The sequence below is a fragment of the Reyranella sp. genome, from assembly GCF_004297265.1.
Classification (GTDB): Bacteria; Pseudomonadota; Alphaproteobacteria; order Reyranellales; family Reyranellaceae; genus Reyranella.
The window spans coordinates 1-19,915 of record NZ_SCUT01000029.1 but is presented as its reverse complement, the minus strand read 5'-3'; the positions used below and the strand labels follow the sequence as shown (position 1 = coordinate 19,915).

The following is a 19,915-nucleotide window of genomic DNA, read 5'->3' as shown; positions in this document are numbered from 1 at the left end:
CTGCCGGTTGCCCGGCGTGTCGCCCCTATTTGGTCTTGCTCCCGGTGGGGTTTGCCGTGCCGCTTCCGTTGCCGGTCGCGCGGTGGGCTCTTACCCCACCGTTTCACCCTTGCCGGCCTGGCGAACCAGGCAGGCGGTCTGTTTTCTGTGGCACTTTCCCTGGGGTCGCCCCCGCCGGACGTTATCCGGCACCGTGTCTCCGTGGAGCCCGGACTTTCCTCACCCGCGCGGTTGCCCGCCCGAGCGCAGCCATCCGGCCGTCTGACCCGGCGCCTGACTAGGCTGCCCGTCCCAGCGGGTCAAGCAGGCCACCCAGCCGCGAGCGCGTTTCGGGATCGATCATGCCGTCGACGCGGTCCGCCCGGAAATGGCGCTGGAAGGCCTTCACGATCTCCTTCGGCGGCACGGCGAGCGGCGGCGCATAGCCGTAACGCTGGAGCGCCTTGTGGAAATCGCCGTCGAGCGGCCGCGCACCGGCCTTCGGCCACAGGCCGATTCCCTGCTCTGCCAATTGCTTCCAGGGAAAGCGCCGGCCCGGATCGATCTTGCGCTGGGGGGCGATGTCGGAATGCCCGACGACGTTGCGCGGTTCGATGGCCGGATGGCGCACCAGGATCCCGCGGCACAGTTCGACCAGCGCCTCGATCTGTTCGGGCGGATAATCGTGCCGGTCGCCGTGCAGATTCACGATCTCGATACCGATCGACGTGCCGTTCAACGTCTCTCGGCCACGCCACCACGATTTGCCGGCGTGCCAGGCGGTGCGGTCCTCGGGCACGAGACGATAGGCGGTGCCGTCGAGATCCAGCACGTAATGCGAGCTGACCCGGTGCTCTCGCGTGGCATCGCGCAGGATGTCGAGCGACTCCCGCAACGGAAGCTCCGTGTAGTGCAGGACAAGGATATCGACGATCGCGCCGTCCGCTCTCGGGGCATGATTGGGCGACGGCAGGTCGATGAGCTTCACGGTCAGGCCGGCACGAGACCGCGCTGTCTGCGCAGGCGGTCATAGGCGTCGTTGATCAGCGCGAGCTTGCGGTTGGCGACCGCGATCGCCTCCTCCGGCAGTCCCTGAGCCATCAACCGGTCCGGATGGTTGGCGCGGACCTGCCGCAGCCAGGCCTCGCGGATCTGTTCGTCGGTCGCCAGCGGATCGATGCCGAGAACGACACAGGGCTCACACTCCACCGCGCCCAGCGCGGCGGCTTTCGCGCGTTCGAACCGCGAACTGGGCAGGCCGAAGATGCTCGCGACCTTCGCCAGATAATCGGCTTCCGCCGCATCGATCCTGCCGTCGGCCTGCGCGATGCTGAACAGGCCCTCGAGCACGTTCTCGAGAATTTCGGGCGCATCGGGAAACAGGGCGGCGACCTGCCGGGCGTAGGTCTCGAATCCGCCCGCGTCGCGCTTGGCCAGATCGAAGAAGCGCTCGACGTTCGCCTCCTCGCCCGGCGGCACCTGGAAAAACTCGCGAAACGCCGCCCTCTCGACCTCCGAAACCTCGCCGTCGACGCGCGCCATCTTGGCCCCCAGCGCGATGACGCCGATGGTGAAGCCGATCTGGCGCAGGCCGGGATGTCCGCCGTCGTCCGCCGGCGGCGAGGACAGGCCGAGCAGCTCGGCGATGCCGAGGCCGTTCATGCCCTCCACGATTTTGTCCCAGATCCTCATGCCGTGCTCTTATACCAGCAGGGAGCCGATTGCGACGCAGACCAGCAGGCCGAGCGCCAGGCGGCGATAGAACTTCTCGCTGGCCAGCGGGAACAGGCGCTCGCCCACCACGCCGCCCAACATCACCGCCGGCGCCAGGAACAGGCCTTGCACGCCCGTGTTCCATCCGATCAGATCGCGCGACGCGAACGATGCCAGCGCGATCAGATCGACGAAGACGAAATACGTGGTGAGATTGGCCCGCACACGCGCCGCAGGCTCGTTGCCCGCCAGATAGTAGAAGGCGATCGGCGGGCCGGCCATGCCGGAGAGCCCGTTCAGGAAGCCGCTGGTCGCTCCGGCCGCAATCGTCGTCGCCGCGTTCGGTCGCCCGCGGAAGCGCCAGCCGCTGGCCAGCAGGGTCACCGCGCTCAGGATGATGGCCGAGATCGCCCAACGCATCGGCTCGGGCTCGACCCCGGTCAGCGTATGGGTCCCCAGCGGCACGGCGACGGCCGCCGCCAGCAGCAGCAGGCCGATGCGCCGCCAGTCGACCAGCCGCACGACGCCCGGAACGAGCGGCAGGGCGACCGCGATTTCCAGCAGGAGGCAGAGCGCAATCCCGACCGCAGGCCCGTAGAGCGCCGAGAAGACCGGCGTCATCAGCATCGCGGCGCCGAAACCGGCAAAGCCGCGCACCATGCCTGCAATGCAGGCAACGACGGCGGAAATAAGGAACGGAATACTCAACAGATCGGGCATCGCCGCGGGACGCTAGCATTGCCGGAGCGCGAGGCGCGCATCATATAATGCAGGTCATGCCCTCAAAGAATCTCGCGGTTCCGGCGGTCCCCCTCCTGATGCCGTACATCCAGCGACGGCCGGAGCTCGAAGGCATAACGCCGAAACCCTTCAAGCTCGTGTCGGACTATGTCCCCGCCGGCGACCAGCCGGAAGCGATCCGGCAGCTCATCGCCGGTGTCGAAGCGGGCGAGCGCGACCAGGTCCTGCTGGGCGTCACCGGCTCGGGCAAGACCTTCACCATGGCCAACGTGATCGCGAGCCAGGGACGGCCGGCGCTGGTGATGGCGCCCAACAAGACGCTGGCGGCGCAGCTCTATGCCGAGATGAAGGGCTTCTTCCCGGAAAACGCCGTCGAATATTTCGTCTCGTACTACGACTACTACCAGCCCGAGGCCTACGTCCCGCGCACCGACACCTTCATCGAGAAGGATTCGTCGATCAACGAACAGATCGACCGCATGCGCCACTCCGCGACGCGCGCCCTGATGGAGCGCGACGACGTGATCATCGTGGCGTCTGTGTCCTGCATCTACGGCATCGGTCCGCTGGAGAACTACCAGGCGATGACCTTCCGCCTGCACAAGGGCCAGAAGATCGACCGTTCCTCCCTGCTCCGCCGCTTCGTCGAGCAGCAGTACAAGCGCAACGACAATGCCTTCCAGCGCGGCACCTTCCGGGTGCGCGGCGACACGATCGACCTGTTCCCCGCCCACTACGAGGACAAGGCCTGGCGCTTCGAGATGTTCGGCGACGAAATCGATTCGATCACCGAGTTCGATCCGCTGACCGGCGACAAGACGATCTCGCTGAACGACATCATCGTCTACGCCAACAGCCACTACGTGACGCCGAAGCCGACGATGCAGAAGGCGATCGACCAGATAAAGGCCGACCTGAAGCAGCGCCTGGAGGAATTCAACCGCGCCGGGCGCCTACTCGAGGCGCAGCGGCTCGAGCAGCGCACGCTGTTCGACATCGAGATGCTGGAGACCACCGGGTCCTGCGCCGGCATCGAGAACTACTCGCGCTATCTGACGGGCCGCAAGCCGGGCGAGCCGCCCCCCACCCTGTTCGAATACTTCCCGCAGAATTCGCTGCTGATCTGCGACGAGAGCCACGTCACCGTGCCGCAGATCGGCGGCATGTTCCGTGGCGACTTCAATCGCAAGAGCGTGCTGGCCGAATTCGGCTTCCGCCTGCCCTCGGCGATCGACAATCGGCCGCTGAAGTTCGAGGAATGGGACGCGCTGCGGCCGCAGACGACCTATGTCAGCGCCACGCCGGGCGACTGGGAGATGGAGCGCACCCAGGGCATCTTCATCGAGCAGGTGATCCGGCCGACCGGCCTGATCGATCCGACCGTCCTGATCCGTCCCGTGGAAAAGCAGGTCGACGACCTGATCGCCGAGTGCAAGGACTGCGCGAAGAAGGGCCAGCGCGTGCTGGTCACCGTGCTGACCAAGCGCATGGCCGAGGATCTGGTCGAGTATATGCACGAGAGCGGCATCCGGTGCCGCTACCTGCATTCCGACATCGACACGCTGGAGCGCATCGAGATCATCCGCGACCTGCGGCTGGGCGCCTTCGACGTGCTGGTCGGCATCAACCTGCTGCGCGAGGGGCTCGACATTCCCGAATGCGCGCTGGTCGCCATCCTCGACGCCGACAAGGAAGGCTTCCTGCGCTCACCCACCTCGCTGGTGCAGACGATCGGCCGCGCCGCGCGCAACGTCGAGGGCCGGGTCATCCTCTATGCCGACAAGATGACGGACTCGATCAAGTACGCGATGGCCGAGACCGACCGCCGCCGCGCCAAGCAGACCGCCTACAACGAGGAGCACGGCATCACGCCGGCCTCGGTGAAGCGCAACATCGCCGAGATCCTGCAGTCGACCGCGGAGCGCGACCATTACACGGTCGACACCGGCGTGTCGGGCGACGTGCATCTGGTCGGGCACAATCTGCGCACCCACATCGCCGAGCTCGAGAAGCGCATGCGCGCCGCCGCCGCCGACCTCGAATTCGAGGAAGCCGGCCGGCTGCGCGACGAGATCCGCCGCCTCGAAGCCCACGAGCTGGAGCTGCCGGGCCAGGCCGCCAGCGCCAATGTCGGCGTCCATCTCGGCAAGATGCAGCATTCCCGCGTCTTCCGCGGTGTACGCACGGGTTCCGGCGGTCGCGGCAAGCCGGCACGACGCAGCGGGCGCTAGGAATTCGAGCCTGGCCAATTTCGCCTGACCGCCTCTCATCGAGAGTTTTCTCGCCCACCTGGATGCGGTCGCTATAGTCCCGGCGCATGTCCGCCGCGCCGACAGACCTTCGTCGCTATCTCACCGCACTCGCCTCGCTGACTCTGATCCAGGTCATCTCGACGATGGTCTTCAACCAGGCCTCGGTGCTGGCGCCGGCCGCCGCCGCCGAGTTCGGCGTCGCCGCCGCGGATGTCGCCTACTACGTGTCGATCGTCTATCTCGCGGCGATGATCTCGACCGTGGGCGGCGGCACGATCACCCGCCGGCTGGGACCCATCCGTTTCATCCAGACCGGACTCACCATCGCGGCATTGGGCTCCTTCGTCTTCGCGACGGGCGGCGTGGCGATGGCCGCGCTCTCGGCCTTCATCGTCGGCCTGGGTTCCGGCCCGCTCACCATCGCCAGCTCGCATATCCTGGCGCGCGTGTCGCCGCCGCGGCTGGCCAACGTCACCTTCTCGCTGAAGCAGAGCGGCGTGCCCGTCGGCTTCGCAATCTGCGGCGCCGTGCTGCCCACCCTCGCCCTCGATTTCGGCTGGCGCTGGGCCGCGGCCTCGGTCGGCCTCCTCTCGATTGCTGCCGCCATCGCCATGCAGCCCTTGCGCGGCCTCTACGACGAGGAACGCAGCGGCGGCCCGGCGCGCCTGCCGACGCTGGCTGAGATCTTCGAACCGCTGCAACTCGCCTGGCGCGACCCGATCCTGCGGCCGATGTGCTTCATCGGCATGCTGTTCTCCGCCACGCAGGCGATCGTCGTGAACTTCACCGTCGTCTATGCTGTCGATGGTCTGCAGATGTCCTACGTGCTGGCCGGCGCGCTTCTCTCGGCAGCAACGGTCGCCGGCGCCTTCGGCCGCATCTTCTGGGGCGCGCTCGCCGACCTGCTGCGCAGGCCGTCGGCGGTGCTGGCGGCCATCGGCGCCATCATCGCGATGGCCGCCACGGTGATGTCCTTCTCGACACCCGCCTGGCCCACCAGCGCCGTCTACATCGTCTGTACGATCCTGGGCGGCACCGCCGTCGGCTGGAATGGCGTCTTCATCGCCGAGAGCGCCTCGCGAGCCCCGCCGGGACGCGCCGCTGAATTCACCGGTGCGACACAGCTCTTCGTCTTCTGCGGCGCACTCCTCTCGCCGCTCCTCTTCCGCACGGTACTGGCCATCACCGGCGTCTATGAAGCGGGCTATCTCCTGCTCGCCGCCGGCGTGGCGACAGCGTCGTTCTTCCTCGGCCGCGCGGCGCTGCGCTGAGTTAGTCCATTTGACCGTCTGTCACTGTGATTGGTTCTTCTTCCGCCACCGGGAGAGCGTCTCGTACGTCGTCTGTTGCATGCCATGCGCCGCAATGCCGAAGCTGTAAAACGCAGTCAAGAACGCTATCGGAAGACCAGTGAAGGCGCGAGGAGGGGAGTCTGGACGGGTCCATATCTCTCCCGCCATGAGGTAGCTCAAGAAGATCCAGAAGCAGAAAAAGAAGACAGCTTTGCCGTCGAAAAGCGGCGTGCCGTATTCCCTAAACATAGACGACCGAACTTCCGCTTTCGCCATCTCGACCCAAACCGGCGAATACAGCCAGTCTTTTTCCTGCTCTTCCATTTCGACGGCAATCGAGCGCAAGCGAGTCATGCCAACGAGCGTCACGATCCACGAGACCGGAAGCGCGATCATGCCGAACGTCAGATCACGGCAGGTATTGGTGCATCTGGCGTAGTCAGTGGTCTTGATCCAGGACCAGAAATGCAAGTCAGCGGCTTGCCCTACACCACGCACCCATGGTTCAGGCAAATAGGCGCAGGCGGCCCAGATCGCAAAGGGCGTGCCGCAGATAAAGAATGTCCAACGAATGAACGAGACCATCCATCGGCAGGCCTTTCCTCCGGCGGCGCTTGGGAATGGCTTAAAGCCGCCCCATCGCGGAACGTCGACGGAGATGACTTTGGCGAGCCATTCGGCAATCATTTGATCTCACCCGTTCTCGGCGAGCGCGCTTTCGTGCCAGCGGCGCAGCAGGAGATGTGACAGCAGCGACAATAGCAGGTAGATCGCGATACCCGTCGCGGAGATCAGCACCAGGGCCGCGAACATGCGCGGGATCTTGAGCTGGTAGCCCGATTCGAGGATGCGGTAGGCGAGGCCAGACTCCCTCCCGCCGGAGCCCGCCACGAACTCGGCCACCACGGCGCCGATCAGCGCCAGGCCGCCCGAGATGCGCAGGCCGCCCAGGAAGTAGGGCAGAGCCGCCGGCAGACGCAGGTCGACCAGCATGCGCCAGCGGCTCGAGCCGTAGAGCCCGAACAGGTCGAGCAGGTTGCGGTCGACCGAGCGCAGGCCCAGCACGGTGTTGGACAGGATCGGGAAGAAGGCCACCAGCCAGGCGCAGATCAGCAGCGAGACGTTGACGTCGTCGACCCAGGCGATGATCAGCGGCGCGATGGCCACGATCGGCGTCACCTGCAGGATTATGGCGTAGGGAAAGAGCGACAGCTCGATCCAGCGCGACAGCGAGAACAGCAGCGCCAGCAGGATGCCGACCACCACCGCGGCCAGCAAGGCCTCGAGTGTGATGCGCAGCGTCACGAGGAGTGCGGGCCAGAGCGTGCCCCAGTCCGATATCAACGTCTTCGCCACCAGGAGCGGCCCCGGCAGGATGTAGGGCGGAATCGCCATCGCGCGCACGAGGCCCTCCCACAGGGCCAACAAGAGGACGCCCGTCAGGAAAGGGGCGACGATGCGGGCGCTCACCGGGGAGACCCCTCACCTAACCTCTCCCCCAAGGGGGAGAGGGACACGAAAAGCGCTCCCTTCTTCCTCCTCTCCCCCGCTAGGGGGAGAGGCTGGGTGAGGGGGTTGCGCACACACGAGGTCACTGACGCCCTCATGCCGCCATCGCTTCCGAAAGCTGTGCCGAGGTGAGCCGGCAGAGGGCGGCGTAGTCGGCGGAGGTGCCGAAGGCCTCGCTGCGCGGATAGGGCGCGGGGATGGCGAGTTCGGAGCGCACCCGGCCGGGGCGCGGGCTCATGACCACGATGCGCTGCGACAGGAACACCGATTCGAACACCGAGTGCGTCACGAACACGGCGGTGAAATGCGTGCGCTGCCAGAGTTCCAGAAGGTCGGTGTTCAGCCTGCGCCGCGTGATCTCGTCGAGCGCGGCGAAGGGTTCGTCCATCAGCAGGAGCTTGGGCGCGGTGACGAGCGCGCGCGCGATCGAGACGCGCATCTTCATGCCGCCCGACAGTTCGCGCGGATAGCTCTTCTCGAAGCCCTTGAGCCCGACGCCCGCGAGCGCCTCGGCCGCGCGCGCCTCGCGTTCCGAGCCCGACACCCCGCGCAGCTTGAGCGGCAGGGCCACGTTCGCCAGCGCCGTCGTCCACGGCATCAGGGTCGGTTCCTGGAAGACGAAGCCCAGGTCGGGCCTGCCCTGCGGCCACTCGATCGTGCCGGCGCTCGGCTCGGCGAGGCCCGCGATCAGGCGCAGCAGGGTCGATTTTCCGCAACCCGAGGGGCCGAGCACGCTCAGGAACTCGCCCGCCTCGATGTCGAGCGAGGCGCCGCCCAGCGCCTGGACGCCGTTCGCGAAGATGCGGGAGACGTCGCGGACGCGGACGAGCGGCATCAACCCGCGGGCAAGGTCAGGTCGAGGCGCGTGGCCCAGACCGGCAGGGGCAGCGTGTCGCGCGCGGCAAGGCTCGCAGGTAGCGCGGCGCGGTCGGTCACCTTGGCAAAAGGCAGGACGAGGCCGGCGCGCACGCCGAACACCGCATCGCCGTCGAGATGTGCGTCATCCTCGGGGAAGAACTCGGTGATCAGCGGCGCATGGCCGGGCGCCTGGATGATCATGTGCAGATGCGCGGGCCGCCAGGCGTCGCGGCCCAGGACGCGCAGCATGTCGCCGGCCGGTCCGTCGTCAGGCACCTTGTAGGAGACGGGCCGCACGGTGGTGAAGGCGAAGGTGCCGTCCTCCGCCACGGCGAGGCGCGCATGATAGTTGGTCGGCGATTGCGCGGCGTCCTGCTGGGCGTAGAGGCCGTTGCCGGCATTCTGCCAGATCGCCAGCACGGTGCCCTTTGCCGGCGCGCCCTGCCCGTCGAGGACGCGGCCGCTCACGACCAGCGGCTCGCCCACCTGGCCGTGCCACAGGTCGCCGCCATTGGGCAGCGTGGGAGCGCCTTCGATATGGAACGGGCCGAGCACGGACGAAGGCGTGCCGTTCCCCGCGGCGTTCACCATGTCCACGAGCGAGGACACGCCGAGCAGGTCGGAGAAGAGTATGTATTCGTTGCGCTTGTCGTCGGTGAACCCGGTGGCGCGGGTCAGCGCGTCGATGGCGACGCCCCACTCCGCCTGCGTCACCTTGTTGTCGCGCACGAAGCTGTGCAGGTGGCCGGCCAGGGAGACCAGCAGTGTCCGCGCGCGCTCGGACGGCGCGTTGCGGGCATAGTCGGCGAAGGCCTGGGTGATGGATGTCGGCGTGAGATTGCGCACGGATGCCTCCCTGGGGTCGGGGCTTTGGCCCGTTACCGCGGCGCCCGCAGGAGCGCGTCGTAGTCCGCCCGCAGCAGCGCGAACAGCAGATGGTCGGCCCACTGGCCATTGATCCGCAGATACTGCCGGGCCAGCCCCTCCTCATGAAAGCCGACCTTGGTCAGCACGGCCTTGGAAGGCTCGTTGTGCGGCAGGCAGGCGGCCTCGAGCCGGTGCAGCCGGAGATCGTCAAAGACGAACGGCAGGGTGGCGCGCAGACCGTCGGTCATCAGGCCCTGGCCGGCATAGGGTTGGCCCATCCAGTAGCCGACGGATGCGGCCTGGGCGACGCCGCGGCGGACGTTGCTGAGGTTGATTCCGCCGACCAGCCGCCGGCCCTCGTTGGTGAAGACGAACAGGCCGTACGCCTCCCCTGCCCGCCATTCCTTGATCTGCTGCCGCAGTCGGCGCCGGAAATGGTCCCGTGCCAGTGAATCTTCGGGCCAGGTCGGTTCCCAGGGGGTGAGGAATGCCCGGCTGCGGGCGCGCAATTCGGCCCATTCCGGCCAGTCGTCCATGCTCGGCGCACGCAGAAACACGCGCTTCCCGGTGATCCGGGTCATCCCTGACAGCGACAACGGGACGTCGGCAAAGCGGAACATATTGAGTTATAGTAATGGTTCTTCGGAATTGTTGCATGCTTTCCGGAGATCGACGTAGGAAATTGAGACGGTCCGCCACGCACCGGGTCGCCAGAAGAGCTGCCGCCATTCGGCCAAACGGGCGTATTACATTCATCCATTGCAAGTCCTCGAGGCACATAGGCCATGGAAACGGCTAGCAAACCCAGTGTCGGCGAAAAGGGCAGATTCTATCTGACCAAGCACATCTGGCTTCCCCAGCAGCCGCTGGAGGATTTCAACCTCAAGCTATCGGACATGATCCTGCGGAACATGCCGAAGCTGCCCCTGGGCGGCGAGGACGCGATGAAGGTCTTCCCCGTCCTGGGCGAACTGAAGAAGAGCCACGCCAAGATCAAGGCCGACCTCGAGTACCTCCTGAGTCATCATGAGGAGATTCCCGCCTTGCACGAGGTCCACCCGCGCGACCTCTACGTGCCGGGCCGCGCCTGGCGCACCTTCCTGCTGAAGCTGTGGGGCCATGACGTTCCGGAGAACGCCGCAGCGGTGCCCGACACGATGGCTGCGATCGCGCAAATCCCCGGCGTCCACACGGCGCTGTTCAGCATCCTCGCCGGCCGCGCCGAGATCGAGCCGCACCGGGGATCTGCCGCCGGCATCATCCGCTTCCACTACCCGCTGATCGTGCCGACCGAACCGGAGAAATGCTGGATCGAGATCGGCGGCCATCATTTCTTCTGGAAGGAAGGCGAGCCGCTGGTGTTCGACGACACGCGAGAGCATTGGGTGAAGAACCAGACCGACGAGACGCGGGTCGTGCTGATCATCGACTTCAACGCCCCCATGCCGTTCCCGATGAATCTCTACACCGGCCTGCGCTACAATCTGGTCCGCCGCAGCGCCGAGATTAAGACCGCCATCGACCGCGCCGCGATCGGCGTTCCTCCGCGCACGGCAGCCCAACCCGACTTGGCGCACGCTGCCTAAATGGAGCGCGCCACTCCAGTGGCGCTCTTCTCGTGATTCACGAGCGCCACTGGAGTGGCGCGCTCCAATGAAGACGATCAGGCCGCGAGCCTGCCGGCGATCTTGTCGAGCGATTCGAGGCCGTGGATCGGGCCCAGGGCGGCGAGCGTGAGTTCGCCCTGCAGGAGGCGGCGCGCGACCCGGCGGACGGCGTCCTGGTCGACCGCCTCGATGCGCGACACGATCTCGGAGTAGGGAATGGTGCGGCCGTGGACGATCAGGTGGCGCGCCGCCTGCTCGCAGCGCGCACCGCTGGACTCCAGGGCCATGAGCGTGCCGGCCTTGATCTGGTTGCGGGCGCGCACCAGTTCCTGCTCGTTCAGCGTATCGGCCACGGTCACGAACTCCTCGCACACCGCCGGCACCAGTTCGGCCAGATCGTCCTCGCCGGTCCCGGCGTAGATGCCGAACAGGCCGCCATCGGCATAGGCCGTGTTGAAGCAGTGAATGCCGTAGACCAGTCCCCGCTCCTCACGGATACGCTGGAACAGGCGCGAGGACATGCCACCGCCGAACAGGGTCGAGTAGATCGCCAGCGCGAAATAGTCGGGGTCGCGATAGCCGATGCCCTCGCAACCCAGCACGAGATGCGCCTGTTCGAGCACCCTCTGCTCGCGGCCGTCGCCGCCGACATAGGCGAGCGGGACCGGCCGCTCGGCATTGGCCGGCGTGCGCGGCACCGAGCCGAAATGCTTCTCGGCGAGATCGACGATCTGGTCGTGCTCGACCCGGCCGGCCGCCGACAGGACCATGTTGGAAGCGGTGTAGTGACGCGCAAGATAGGCGAAGAGATCGTCGCGGCCGATCGCCTCGACCGTCGTCGCCGTGCCCAGCACCGGCCGGCCGAGCGGCTGGCCCGGCAGCGCGGTCTCCTGGAACTGGTCGAAGATGAGGTCGTCGGGCGTGTCGAGCGCCTGGCCGATCTCCTGCAGGATGACGCCGCGCTCGCGCTGCAGCTCGTCGGGGTCGAACACCGAGTTGCGCAGGATGTCGGAGACCATCTCGACGCCCAGCGCCACGTCCTCCTTCAGCACGGAGGCGTGATAGGCGGTGATCTCGCGGCCGGTATAGGCGTTCAGGCTGCCGCCGACATTCTCGATCTCTTCCGCGATGGCGCGGGCGCTGCGGGTGCGCGTGCCCTTGAACGCCATGTGCTCCAGCATGTGGGCCATACCGTTCAGCTCGGCGGTCTCGTGGCGCGTGCCGCAGGCGACCCAAATGCCGAGCGAGGCCGATTCGACCTCGGGCATCGGGTCGACGGCGATACGCAGGCCGTTGGCCAGCGTCGTAACCTTCACATTGCTCACGTGCGCACCTTGCTCCTGGCTGCGGGCGCGGCGGCCATCTCCCGGCGTTCGTCGATCATGGATTTCAGCGCCGCGACGTCGTTCGGCATCCGGTCGGCGCGCTCGGCGCGCTCCAGCAGGTCCGAGAGACGGGCCGGCAGAGACGGCCGCCGGCCGGTCGCCTTCTCGACGGCGTCGGGGAATTTGGCGGGATGCGCCGTTGCCAGCACGACCATGGGAATGGCGGCGTCGCGACGATGCTGCTGCGCCAGCGCATAGCCAACGGCGGAGTGCGGATCGATCGTCTCGCCGAAGCGCTTCAGGCAATCCGACATGGCGGCCAGCGTGCCGGCATCGTCGAGCCGACCCGCATCGAAGAGTTGCCGCACGCCGGCCAGCACGTTGCCACCGACCTTCAAGGTGCCGGTGCTGCGGAACGCGGTCATAGCATCGGCCAGGGTGGCGCCGTCGCGATCGTAGAGGTCGAACAGCAGACGCTCGAAATTGCTCGAGATCTGGATGTCCATGCTCGGGCTCAAGGTCGGCACGACCTCGGAGGTCGTCATTGTGCCGCTCTCGAAGAAGCGGGCGAGGATGTCGTTGCTGTTGGCGCCGACCACGAAGTGCGAGATCGGCAGGCCCATCTGTTTCGCGGCATAGCCGGCGTAGACGTTGCCGAAATTGCCGCTGGGCACGCTGAACGCCACCGGGCGCTCCGGCGCGCCGAGCTTCAGCGCCGCCCAGAAGTAGTAGACGATCTGCGCCATGACGCGGGCGAAGTTGATCGAGTTCACGGCCGTCAGCGCATGTCGGTCACGGAATGCGAGATCGTTGAAGCAGGCCTTGGCGAGATCCTGGCAGTCGTCGAACGTGCCCTGCACCGCGATGTTGTGAACGTTGGGCGCCAGCACCGTCGTCATCTGCCGGCGCTGGACCTCGCTCACGCGACCGTGCGGGAACAGCATGAAGATGTCGATGGTCTTGCGGTCACGCACCGCCTCGATGGCGGCCGAACCGGTGTCGCCCGAGGTGGCGCCGACGATGGTCGCGTGCTGTCCGCGCGCCGTCAGCGTCTGGTCGAGCATGCGGCCGAGGAGCTGCAGCGCCACATCCTTGAAGGCGAGCGTCGGACCGTGGAACAGCTCCAGCAGGTGCAGGCCCGAATCGCCGAGCGGCTTCAGCGGCGCGACCTCCGGCGTCTCGAACGAGGCATAGGCCTCGCCGATCAGGCGGCGGAAGGTCGCCTCGTCGAAAGCATCGCCGACGAACGGGCGCATGATGCGGAACGCGAGGTCGGTGTAGCCGAGCCCCTTCAGGGCCGCGATCTCGGTCTTGTCGAACCGGGGCCACTCGGCGGGCAGATAGAGGCCGCCGTCGCGGGCCAGGCCCGCCAGCATGATGTCCTCGAAGCCAAGCGGCGCGGGATTGCCCTGCGAGCCGTGGCGTGTGCTGATGTAACGCAAAGGTTTTCTCCGGCTAGGCGACCTGCCGACAGGCCTCGTGGTCCTTGCGAACCCGTTTCGTGGAGGCGGGGAATTTGGCCAAGGCTTTCTCGGGGCGGGTGGGCCGCTTGACCAGATCGCCGCCGCAATTCGGGCAATGGCCGCCCAGGCGGGTTTGCGCACAGTGGGCGCAGAAGGTGCACTCGAAGGTGCAGATCAGGGCGTCGGACGCGCCGTTGGGCAGGTCCTTGTCGCAGCATTCGCAGTTCGGACGAAGGTCGAGCATGGGTCCCTCTTACGCCTGCAGGTAGCGGCTTTCCAGATGGGCTTTGAAGGCGGCGGCGGCCAGCGGCGCCCCGGTGGCCTCGACCAGGATCTCGTCGGTGGTCGCGATCGAGCCCTTGCCGTGCACGTTCGCGCGCAGCCAGCCCAGCAGAGGGGCGAAATCGCCCAGCCCGATGGCCTCCATCAGGCCGGGATTGGCGCGGCGGGCGGCGGCGAAGAGTTGCGCGGCCGCCAGCGCGCCCAGCGTGTAGGTCGGGAAATAGCCCCAGCCGCCATCCGGCCAATGGATGTCCTGCAGACAGCCGAGCGAGTCGTCGGGCGGCACGATGCCCAGCAGTTCGCGCATCCCGTCATTCCACGCGCCGGGCAGGTCGGCCAGCGCGAGGTCGCCCGCCAGCATCGCCCGCTCCAGCCGATAGCGCAGCATGACGTGCAGCGGATAGGTGACCTCGTCGGCATCGACGCGGATGAATCCCGGCGCGACACGCGTGTAGAGCCGGTGGATGTTCTCCTCGGTCCAGGCCGGTCCGTCCTTGCCGAAGGCGGCGCGCATGCGCGGCGCGGCGAAGGTCAGGAAGGCGTCGCTGCGGCAGGCCTGCATCTCCATCAGCAACGACTGGCTCTCGTGCAGGGTCATACCACGCGCATTGCCGACCGGCTGGCGGCGCCAGGCCCTGGGCAGACCGGCCTCGTAGAGACCGTGGCCGGTCTCGTGCAGCACGCCCATCAGGGCGCGCGCGAAGTCGGTCTCGTCGTAGCGCGTGGTGATGCGCACATCGTCGGCCGTGCCGCCGGTGAAGGGATGTTCCGACACGTCGAGGCGGCCGTGGTGGAAGTCGAAGCCGATGCGGCGGATCAGTTCCTCGCCCAGCCGGCGCTGTGCCGCCACGGGAAACGGACCCTCGAGCGGCAGCGGTCCGGGCTGGCTCTTCTGCCTCTCCAGCACGCGGCCCAGCAGCTCGGGCAGAAACCCGCGCAGCTCGGTGAACAGACCGTCGATGCGCGCCGAGAGTCCACCCGGCTCGAACTCGTCGAGCAGCGCGTCGTAGAGCGAGGTGCCAAGCGCGGCCGCCTTGGCTTCGCCGACGCGGCGCATGATGTTCAACACCTCGGAGAGCGTCGGCAGCAACGCCTTGAAGTCGGCATTCTTCCTGGCCGACCGCCAGGCCAGCTCGCAGGCCGAGCAGGCCCGCGTGCGCGCTTCGACGAGATCGGACGGCAGCGCGCTCGCGTGCACCCATGACCGACGCATCTCGCGCAGGTTGGCCGCCTGCCAGGGGTCGAGCGAGGCCCCACCCTCCTCGGCGCGCGACAGGAGATCGGGCATCTCGGGCGCGGCAATGATCTCGTGGGCAATGACGCCCAGGGTCGCGAGCTGGTCGGCGCGATCCTCGCTGGCTCCGTCCGGCATCATGGTCGAGCGGTCCCAGTTCAGGATCGCCGAGGCGCGGCCGAGGGCGCTCAGCCGCGCGAAGCGGCGCTCCAGCTCGGCATAGGGATCGTTGGCGATCATTGGCCCTTCCTGCGACCGTTGATCTCGAGGCGCCCGTTCTCCCAGTGATAGGCGAGATAGACGCCAGCCAGTGCGAGAGCGATCAGGAACCAAGTGATGGCGTACTGGAGGTGGTCGTTGGGAATGTCGAGCCGCGTCTGCCCGCCCACCGGCACGCCGCCGGGATTGGGCGTGGCATCGGCTTCGAGGAAGAACGAGTCGAGCTTGGGATCCGGCGCCGCCCCCGCCATCTTGCGCATCAGCGGCACATCGGCCTGGAACCACACATTCTTCTCGGGCACGTTCTCCGGCGCGAAGCGCGCCCTGATCTGGGAGCGGCGGACGATGCCGGTCAATTCGACCTTGCCTGCCGGCTGCACCGCAGCCTGGGTCGCGGCATTGCGATCGGGCACCCAGCCGCGATCGAACAGGACGATGCGGCCGTCGTCGGTCTTGAACGGCACGATGACCTGCAGGCCGACCTTGTTTTTCAGGCTGCGCGCGGCCAGGAAGAATTCCTTGCCGTGCTCGAAGGTGCCGACGACCTTCACGCGCCCGTACTCATGGCGCAGCGGCACGCCGCTCAGCAGCTGGTCGAGCGTCATCGGCGGTGCCGCCTGGTTGGTGGCGATGCGATCGAGGATGTCGCGTTTCCATTCGCGGCGCTCCATCTGCCAGATACCGAGCCCCAGCGAGAGCACCAGGATCGGCAGCGAGACGAGCGTGGGCCAGAAAGCAGGCCTCAGCCGGATCATAGGGTCTCCTCTATTCGTCGAGTTCAGTCGTGCGATGGACGAACTGCTGGGCAACCAGCAGCGCCTTGAGGAAGCGCAACATCCATACGGCCAGCGCGAAGGTGAGCGGCAGCCAGATCGCCACATGCAGCCACCACGGCGGCTCGAAGCGGAACTCGACCCAGAAGACGAGTATCATGATTATGGCGCCGAGCCCGAGGATGACGAACACCGCCGGCCCATCGCCCGCATCGTTGCCGCGCAGGTCGAGCCCGCAGGAATCGCAGCGATCGACCACGGTCAGCAGGCCGGTGAACAACCGTCCCTTCCCGCAGCGTGGGCAGGCGCCGCGCAGGGCGACATCGAACGGCGATTGGCGAGGCCAGTCAGACAAGCGCGTCTCCCCAAAAACGAACCGCCGGGGAGCACCCGGCGGTTCCAAGATAGCCTGTATGCCCGCGTCAGTGCAGGGCGATCGGCGCCTTGCCGGCGCCCCACCAGTAGATGCAGAAGAACAGGAACAGCCACACCACGTCGACGAAGTGCCAGTACCAGGCGGCGGCCTCGAAGCCGAAATGCTGCTTGGGCTTGAACTGGCCCTTCGCGGCGCGGATCAGGCAGACGATCAGGAAGATGGTGCCGACCAGCACGTGGAAGCCGTGGAAGCCCGTCGCCATGAAGAAGGTCGACGTGTAGATGTCCTGGCTGAACGTGAACGGCGCGTGGAGGTACTCGTAGGCTTGGACGCTGGTGAAGACCAGGCCGAGGAGCACGGTGCACAGCAGGCCGCGGACGGCGTCCTTCTGGTTGCCCTCGATGATGGAGTGATGCGCCCAGGTCGCCGTGGTGCCCGACAGCAGCAGGATCAGCGTATTCATCAGCGGCAGGTCGAACGGCGCGATGATGCTGATACCCTTCGGCGGCCAGATGCCGCCCGTGGCCTCGGTGCGGACCGGCTGGTTCGGTGCGCCCGGATAGAGAGACGCGTCGAAGAACGCCCAGAAGAAGGCCGCGAAGAACAGCACTTCCGAGGCGATGAACAGGATCATGCCGTAGCGCAGGCCGAGCTGGACCACCGCCGTGTGGTAGACGCGCGACTCGGCGATGACGTCGCTCCACCACCAGTACATGACGCCGATCACGAGCAGCAGGCCGGGGGCGAGCCCCCACCAGTGCACGGACTTCATGATGGCCCCGAAGCCCGGACCCAGCATCTCCGGATGCAGCGCGAAACCGAAACCGAGCGCCAGGATCAGGGCCGCGAGCGAGCCAAGCGCCGGCCACGGGCTGGGATCGACGAGATGATAGGGATGCTTGGGAGTACCGCCGGCCATGTTCATCCACCCTTTCCGATATCGTTGCCCGGCACGCTCCCGAGCAAGGTCCTGGCCCGTTCCGTCTTCGCCTCGAAGAATGTGTACGAGAGCGTGATGGTCCGGATGTTGTCGTAGCGCCGATCCTTGTCCAACTCGGGATCGACGAAGAAGACCACGGGCATGTCCACGGACTGCCCGGGCAGCAGCAACTGCTCGGTGAAGCAGAAGCACTGGAGCTTGTTGAACCACCCGCCTGCTGTTTCGGGGGTGACGTTGTAGGTCGAGGTGCCGACGGCCGCCCGCTGCGAGAGGTTGGTCACCCGGTAGTGGGCGAGGTGCTCCTCGCCCAGCCGGACCGTGACCTCGCGCTGCAGCGGCTGGAAGCGCCACGGCAGGGACGTGTCGACGTTGGAATCGAAGCGCACCTTGACCGTGCGGTCGAGGATCGGCCGGTCGCCGGCCTGCGCCACGACGGGCGTGCCGCCGAACCCGGTAGTGCGGCAGAACAGGTCGTAGAGCGGCGCCGAGGCGTAGGCGAAGCCGCCCATGCCGGCCGTCGTGAGGAACAGCCGTCGCGCCAGCTTCCTGTTCTTGGCCGCCGTGTCGGATGTGGCCCCGCTCATCCGTAACCGCCCATGCGCACGATGGTCAGCGCGAAGAAAACCACCACGAGCAGCACGAGGAAGCCCGCGATGAACAGGTTCTTGCCGCGCTGGCGGCGGTGCATGTCGGTATCGCCGGGGCGACGATCCTGGGCCATGGCCGCACTCATCCCGCGATCCGGCTCACGACCAGATCGACCGGCAAAGCGGCGAACAGGACGGCAAGATAGATCAGCGAATAACGGAACATCCGGCGCGCCGCGCCGAAGGAAGTCTCGTCGTCGGCGGTGCGCCACACGGCAATGGAATGGCCGATGAAGCCCAGGCTGAGCGCCAGCGCCACCGCACCGTAGATCCAGCCGACCGCGCCGAGCAGGGTCGGCGCCAGGGCGACCGGCAGGAGCAGCAGGGTGTAGACAACCATCTGGCGCTTGGTCTCGCGCGCGCCGGCCACCACCGGCATCATCGGCACGCCGGCGCGGCGATAGTCGTCGCTGCGATAGAGCGCGAGCGCCCAGAAGTGCGGCGGCGTCCAGAGGAAGACCAGCAGGAAGAGCGCGATGCCGACGGCGGAGACATCGCCGGTCGCGGCGGCCCAGCCGATCATCGGCGGGAAGGCGCCGGCGGCGCCGCCGATCACGATGTTCTGCGGCGTACGGCGCTTCAGCCAGATCGTATAGATGAACACGTAGAACAGGATCGCCGCCGCGAGCAGCGCGGCCGCCACCAGGTTCGTCGACACCGCCATCAGCAGCACCGAGAAGATCGACAGCAGGACGCCGAGGCCGAGCGCATCGTCCGGCGCGACACGCCCCGCCGGCAACGGGCGGTTGCGCGTGCGGGCCATCAGGGCGTCGAGGTCGCGCTCGTACCACATGTTGATGGCGCCGGCCGCGCCCGAACCCAGGGCAATCGCCAGCACGGCGAGCGCCGCCTTGAACGGATGAACGTGCGTCGGCGCGATCACCAGGCCGATCCAGCCGGTGAACACCACCAGCGACATCACGCGCGGCTTCAGAAGATCGATGTAGTCGCGCACGCGGGTGGGCGCGGCGACGCTCTCGATTCCGTCCGTAAAAGTATGCGCGGTGTCGCTCATGTGCCTTTCAAGGCGAAGGCGCCTTTCTGGGGCGCCTCCGCTCCGTTCCTAGTGATGCGCCGTCGGCGAGATGTGCGGCAGTTCCTCGAACGTGTGGAACGGCGGCGGCGAGTCGACCGTCCATTCCAGCGTCGTGGCGCCCTCTCCCCAGTAGTTGGCGCCAACCTTGCGGCCGTACAACAGCGTGCCGAAGACCACGAAAATCAGCCAGAAGATCGTCGCACCGAACGATAGGAACGCACCGATCGACGACAGGTAGTTCCAGTGCGACATGGCGTCGGGATAGTCGACATAGTGGCGCGGCATGCCGGCGAGACCCGAGAAGTGCATCGGGAAGAAGGTCAGGTTGACGGCGACGAAGGTCACCCAGAAGTGGATCTGGGCCGCCCATTCCGGATACTGCCGGCCCGACATCTTGCCGATCCAGTAGTAGAAGCCGGCGAACATGCCGAACACCGCACCGAGCGACAGCACGTAGTGGAAGTGCGCGATCACGTAGTAGGTGTTGTGCAGCGAGTAGTCGACGCCGGCATTGGCCAGGACGACGCCGGTGACGCCGCCGACGGTGAACAGGAAGATGAAGCCGATCGCCCACAGCATCGGGATGGTGAGGCGGATCGAGCCGCCCCACATGGTGGCGATCCACGAGAAGATCTTCACGCCGGTGGGGACGGCGATCACCATCGTGGCGGCGACGAAGTAGGCGCGTGTGTCGACGTCCAGGCCGACCGTGTACATGTGGTGCGCCCACACGACGAAGCCGACGACGCCGATCGCCACCATCGCATAGGCCATTCCGAGATAGCCGAAGATCGGCTTCTTC

The 19,915-nt window shown here is 66.9% G+C and carries 22 protein-coding genes and 1 other RNA gene; 3 read left to right on the top strand and 20 right to left on the bottom strand.

What is annotated here, in order from left to right; genetic code table 11:
* The 4 genes from rnpB to EPO41_RS13855 form a co-directional block, all read right to left on the bottom strand.
* An RNA gene (gene rnpB / locus EPO41_RS13870) (RNase P RNA component class A) lies at positions 1 to 265 on the bottom strand; the annotation flags it as partial.
* A 12-nt stretch (positions 266 to 277) separates the two neighbouring features.
* Positions 278 to 967, bottom strand: coding sequence for an N-acetylmuramoyl-L-alanine amidase (locus EPO41_RS13865; RefSeq protein WP_296325980.1), 690 nt, complete (start codon positions 965 to 967; stop codon positions 278 to 280).
* A 2-nt stretch (positions 968 to 969) separates the two neighbouring features.
* Complete coding sequence (locus tag EPO41_RS13860) at positions 970 to 1,671, bottom strand: molecular chaperone DjiA (protein WP_296325978.1); 702 nt, start codon at positions 1,669 to 1,671, stop codon at positions 970 to 972.
* Positions 1,672 to 1,680: 9 nt separating this feature from the next.
* Entirely contained in the window at positions 1,681 to 2,412 is a 732-nt protein-coding gene (locus EPO41_RS13855; protein ID WP_296325976.1) for a sulfite exporter TauE/SafE family protein, read from the bottom strand.
* Between the two features lie 98 nt (positions 2,413 to 2,510).
* Here EPO41_RS13855 and uvrB point away from each other — a divergent pair, with 98 nt between their 5' ends.
* Together uvrB and EPO41_RS13845 are read left to right on the top strand one after the other, a co-directional pair.
* On the top strand, positions 2,511 to 4,664 hold the full coding sequence (uvrB, locus tag EPO41_RS13850) for an excinuclease ABC subunit UvrB (protein WP_296325982.1): 2,154 nt from the start codon (positions 2,511 to 2,513) through the stop codon (positions 4,662 to 4,664).
* An 86-nt stretch (positions 4,665 to 4,750) separates the two neighbouring features.
* Positions 4,751 to 5,956 carry an MFS transporter gene (locus EPO41_RS13845; protein ID WP_296325974.1) on the top strand — a complete coding sequence of 402 codons (1,206 nt, stop codon included), beginning with the start codon at positions 4,751 to 4,753 and terminating at the stop codon, positions 5,954 to 5,956.
* A gap of 21 nt (positions 5,957 to 5,977) precedes the next feature.
* Here the strand turns inward: EPO41_RS13845 and EPO41_RS13840 are convergent, their stop codons facing one another.
* The 5 genes from EPO41_RS13840 to EPO41_RS13820 all read right to left on the bottom strand — a co-directional run bounded on the left by EPO41_RS13840 (position 5,978) and on the right by EPO41_RS13820 (position 9,831).
* On the bottom strand, positions 5,978 to 6,664 hold the full coding sequence (locus EPO41_RS13840; RefSeq protein WP_296325973.1) for a hypothetical protein: 687 nt from the start codon (positions 6,662 to 6,664) through the stop codon (positions 5,978 to 5,980).
* 6 nt (positions 6,665 to 6,670) lie between these two features.
* Complete coding sequence (locus tag EPO41_RS13835) at positions 6,671 to 7,447, bottom strand: ABC transporter permease (protein WP_296325972.1); 777 nt, start codon at positions 7,445 to 7,447, stop codon at positions 6,671 to 6,673.
* A 133-nt stretch (positions 7,448 to 7,580) separates the two neighbouring features.
* Complete coding sequence (locus EPO41_RS13830) at positions 7,581 to 8,321, bottom strand: ABC transporter ATP-binding protein (RefSeq protein WP_296325970.1); 741 nt, start codon at positions 8,319 to 8,321, stop codon at positions 7,581 to 7,583.
* Positions 8,321 to 9,190 carry a dioxygenase gene (locus tag EPO41_RS13825; protein ID WP_296325968.1) on the bottom strand — a complete coding sequence of 290 codons (870 nt, stop codon included), beginning with the start codon at positions 9,188 to 9,190 and terminating at the stop codon, positions 8,321 to 8,323. The genes EPO41_RS13830 and EPO41_RS13825 overlap by 1 nt, the downstream gene beginning before the upstream one ends.
* Positions 9,191 to 9,222: 32 nt before the next feature.
* A complete protein-coding gene (locus EPO41_RS13820) occupies positions 9,223 to 9,831 on the bottom strand; it encodes a GNAT family protein (protein WP_296325966.1) in 609 nt (202 codons plus the stop codon).
* 165 nt (positions 9,832 to 9,996) lie between these two features.
* Here EPO41_RS13820 and EPO41_RS13815 point away from each other — a divergent pair, with 165 nt between their 5' ends.
* Complete coding sequence (locus EPO41_RS13815; protein ID WP_296325964.1) at positions 9,997 to 10,797, top strand: aspartyl/asparaginyl beta-hydroxylase domain-containing protein; 801 nt, start codon at positions 9,997 to 9,999, stop codon at positions 10,795 to 10,797.
* Between the two features lie 77 nt (positions 10,798 to 10,874).
* Here the strand turns inward: EPO41_RS13815 and EPO41_RS13810 are convergent, their stop codons facing one another.
* The 11 genes from EPO41_RS13810 to EPO41_RS13760 all read right to left on the bottom strand — a co-directional run.
* Entirely contained in the window at positions 10,875 to 12,143 is a 1,269-nt protein-coding gene (locus tag EPO41_RS13810) for a pitrilysin family protein (protein WP_296325962.1), read from the bottom strand.
* On the bottom strand, positions 12,140 to 13,585 hold the full coding sequence (gene thrC / locus EPO41_RS13805) for a threonine synthase (RefSeq protein ID WP_296325960.1): 1,446 nt from the start codon (positions 13,583 to 13,585) through the stop codon (positions 12,140 to 12,142). Before thrC ends, EPO41_RS13810 begins: the two co-directional genes overlap by 4 nt.
* Before the next feature lie 13 nt (positions 13,586 to 13,598).
* Positions 13,599 to 13,850 (bottom strand): DUF1272 domain-containing protein, encoded by a 252-nt coding sequence (locus EPO41_RS13800; RefSeq protein ID WP_296325957.1) that lies wholly within the window; start codon positions 13,848 to 13,850, stop codon positions 13,599 to 13,601.
* A gap of 9 nt (positions 13,851 to 13,859) precedes the next feature.
* On the bottom strand, positions 13,860 to 15,362 hold the full coding sequence (locus tag EPO41_RS13795) for a carboxypeptidase M32 (protein WP_296325955.1): 1,503 nt from the start codon (positions 15,360 to 15,362) through the stop codon (positions 13,860 to 13,862).
* Complete coding sequence (locus EPO41_RS13790) at positions 15,359 to 16,096, bottom strand: SURF1 family protein (RefSeq protein ID WP_296325953.1); 738 nt, start codon at positions 16,094 to 16,096, stop codon at positions 15,359 to 15,361. Before EPO41_RS13790 ends, EPO41_RS13795 begins: the two co-directional genes overlap by 4 nt.
* A gap of 10 nt (positions 16,097 to 16,106) precedes the next feature.
* Positions 16,107 to 16,469, bottom strand: coding sequence for a DUF983 domain-containing protein (locus EPO41_RS13785; protein WP_296325951.1), 363 nt, complete (start codon positions 16,467 to 16,469; stop codon positions 16,107 to 16,109).
* Between the two features lie 67 nt (positions 16,470 to 16,536).
* Positions 16,537 to 17,409 (bottom strand): cytochrome c oxidase subunit 3, encoded by an 873-nt coding sequence (locus EPO41_RS13780; protein WP_296325950.1) that lies wholly within the window; start codon positions 17,407 to 17,409, stop codon positions 16,537 to 16,539.
* A gap of 2 nt (positions 17,410 to 17,411) precedes the next feature.
* Positions 17,412 to 18,014 (bottom strand): cytochrome c oxidase assembly protein, encoded by a 603-nt coding sequence (locus EPO41_RS13775; RefSeq protein WP_296325948.1) that lies wholly within the window; start codon positions 18,012 to 18,014, stop codon positions 17,412 to 17,414.
* A complete protein-coding gene (locus EPO41_RS13770) occupies positions 18,011 to 18,151 on the bottom strand; it encodes a hypothetical protein (protein ID WP_296325946.1) in 141 nt (46 codons plus the stop codon). The genes EPO41_RS13775 and EPO41_RS13770 overlap by 4 nt, the downstream gene beginning before the upstream one ends.
* Before the next feature lie 8 nt (positions 18,152 to 18,159).
* Entirely contained in the window at positions 18,160 to 19,092 is a 933-nt protein-coding gene (gene cyoE / locus EPO41_RS13765; protein ID WP_296325944.1) for a heme o synthase, read from the bottom strand.
* A gap of 48 nt (positions 19,093 to 19,140) precedes the next feature.
* A partial coding sequence (locus tag EPO41_RS13760; RefSeq protein ID WP_296325942.1) for a cbb3-type cytochrome c oxidase subunit I occupies positions 19,141 to 19,915 on the bottom strand: 775 nt, incomplete at its 5' end.

Bases quoted from the DNA above. Each gene is read 5' to 3' on its own strand.
- EPO41_RS13780 (WP_296325950.1), bottom strand. From the start codon at position 17,409: ATGGCCGGCGGTACTCCCAAGCATCCCTATCATCTCGTCGATCCCAGC.
- EPO41_RS13855 (WP_296325976.1), bottom strand. From the start codon at position 2,412: ATGCCCGATCTGTTGAGTATTCCGTTCCTTATTTCCGCCGTCGTTGCC.
- cyoE (WP_296325944.1), bottom strand. From the start codon at position 19,092: ATGAGCGACACCGCGCATACTTTTACGGACGGAATCGAGAGCGTCGCC.
- EPO41_RS13795 (WP_296325955.1), bottom strand. From the start codon at position 15,362: ATGATCGCCAACGATCCCTATGCCGAGCTGGAGCGCCGCTTCGCGCGG.
- uvrB (WP_296325982.1), top strand. From the start codon at position 2,511: ATGCCGTACATCCAGCGACGGCCGGAGCTCGAAGGCATAACGCCGAAA.
- EPO41_RS13860 (WP_296325978.1), bottom strand. From the start codon at position 1,671: ATGAGGATCTGGGACAAAATCGTGGAGGGCATGAACGGCCTCGGCATC.
- EPO41_RS13815 (WP_296325964.1), top strand. From the start codon at position 9,997: ATGGAAACGGCTAGCAAACCCAGTGTCGGCGAAAAGGGCAGATTCTAT.
- EPO41_RS13830 (WP_296325970.1), bottom strand. From the start codon at position 8,321: ATGCCGCTCGTCCGCGTCCGCGACGTCTCCCGCATCTTCGCGAACGGC.
- EPO41_RS13800 (WP_296325957.1), bottom strand. From the start codon at position 13,850: ATGCTCGACCTTCGTCCGAACTGCGAATGCTGCGACAAGGACCTGCCC.
- EPO41_RS13845 (WP_296325974.1), top strand. From the start codon at position 4,751: ATGTCCGCCGCGCCGACAGACCTTCGTCGCTATCTCACCGCACTCGCC.
- EPO41_RS13775 (WP_296325948.1), bottom strand. From the start codon at position 18,014: ATGAGCGGGGCCACATCCGACACGGCGGCCAAGAACAGGAAGCTGGCG.
- EPO41_RS13840 (WP_296325973.1), bottom strand. From the start codon at position 6,664: ATGATTGCCGAATGGCTCGCCAAAGTCATCTCCGTCGACGTTCCGCGA.
- EPO41_RS13790 (WP_296325953.1), bottom strand. From the start codon at position 16,096: ATGATCCGGCTGAGGCCTGCTTTCTGGCCCACGCTCGTCTCGCTGCCG.
- EPO41_RS13770 (WP_296325946.1), bottom strand. From the start codon at position 18,151: ATGGCCCAGGATCGTCGCCCCGGCGATACCGACATGCACCGCCGCCAG.
- EPO41_RS13820 (WP_296325966.1), bottom strand. From the start codon at position 9,831: ATGTTCCGCTTTGCCGACGTCCCGTTGTCGCTGTCAGGGATGACCCGG.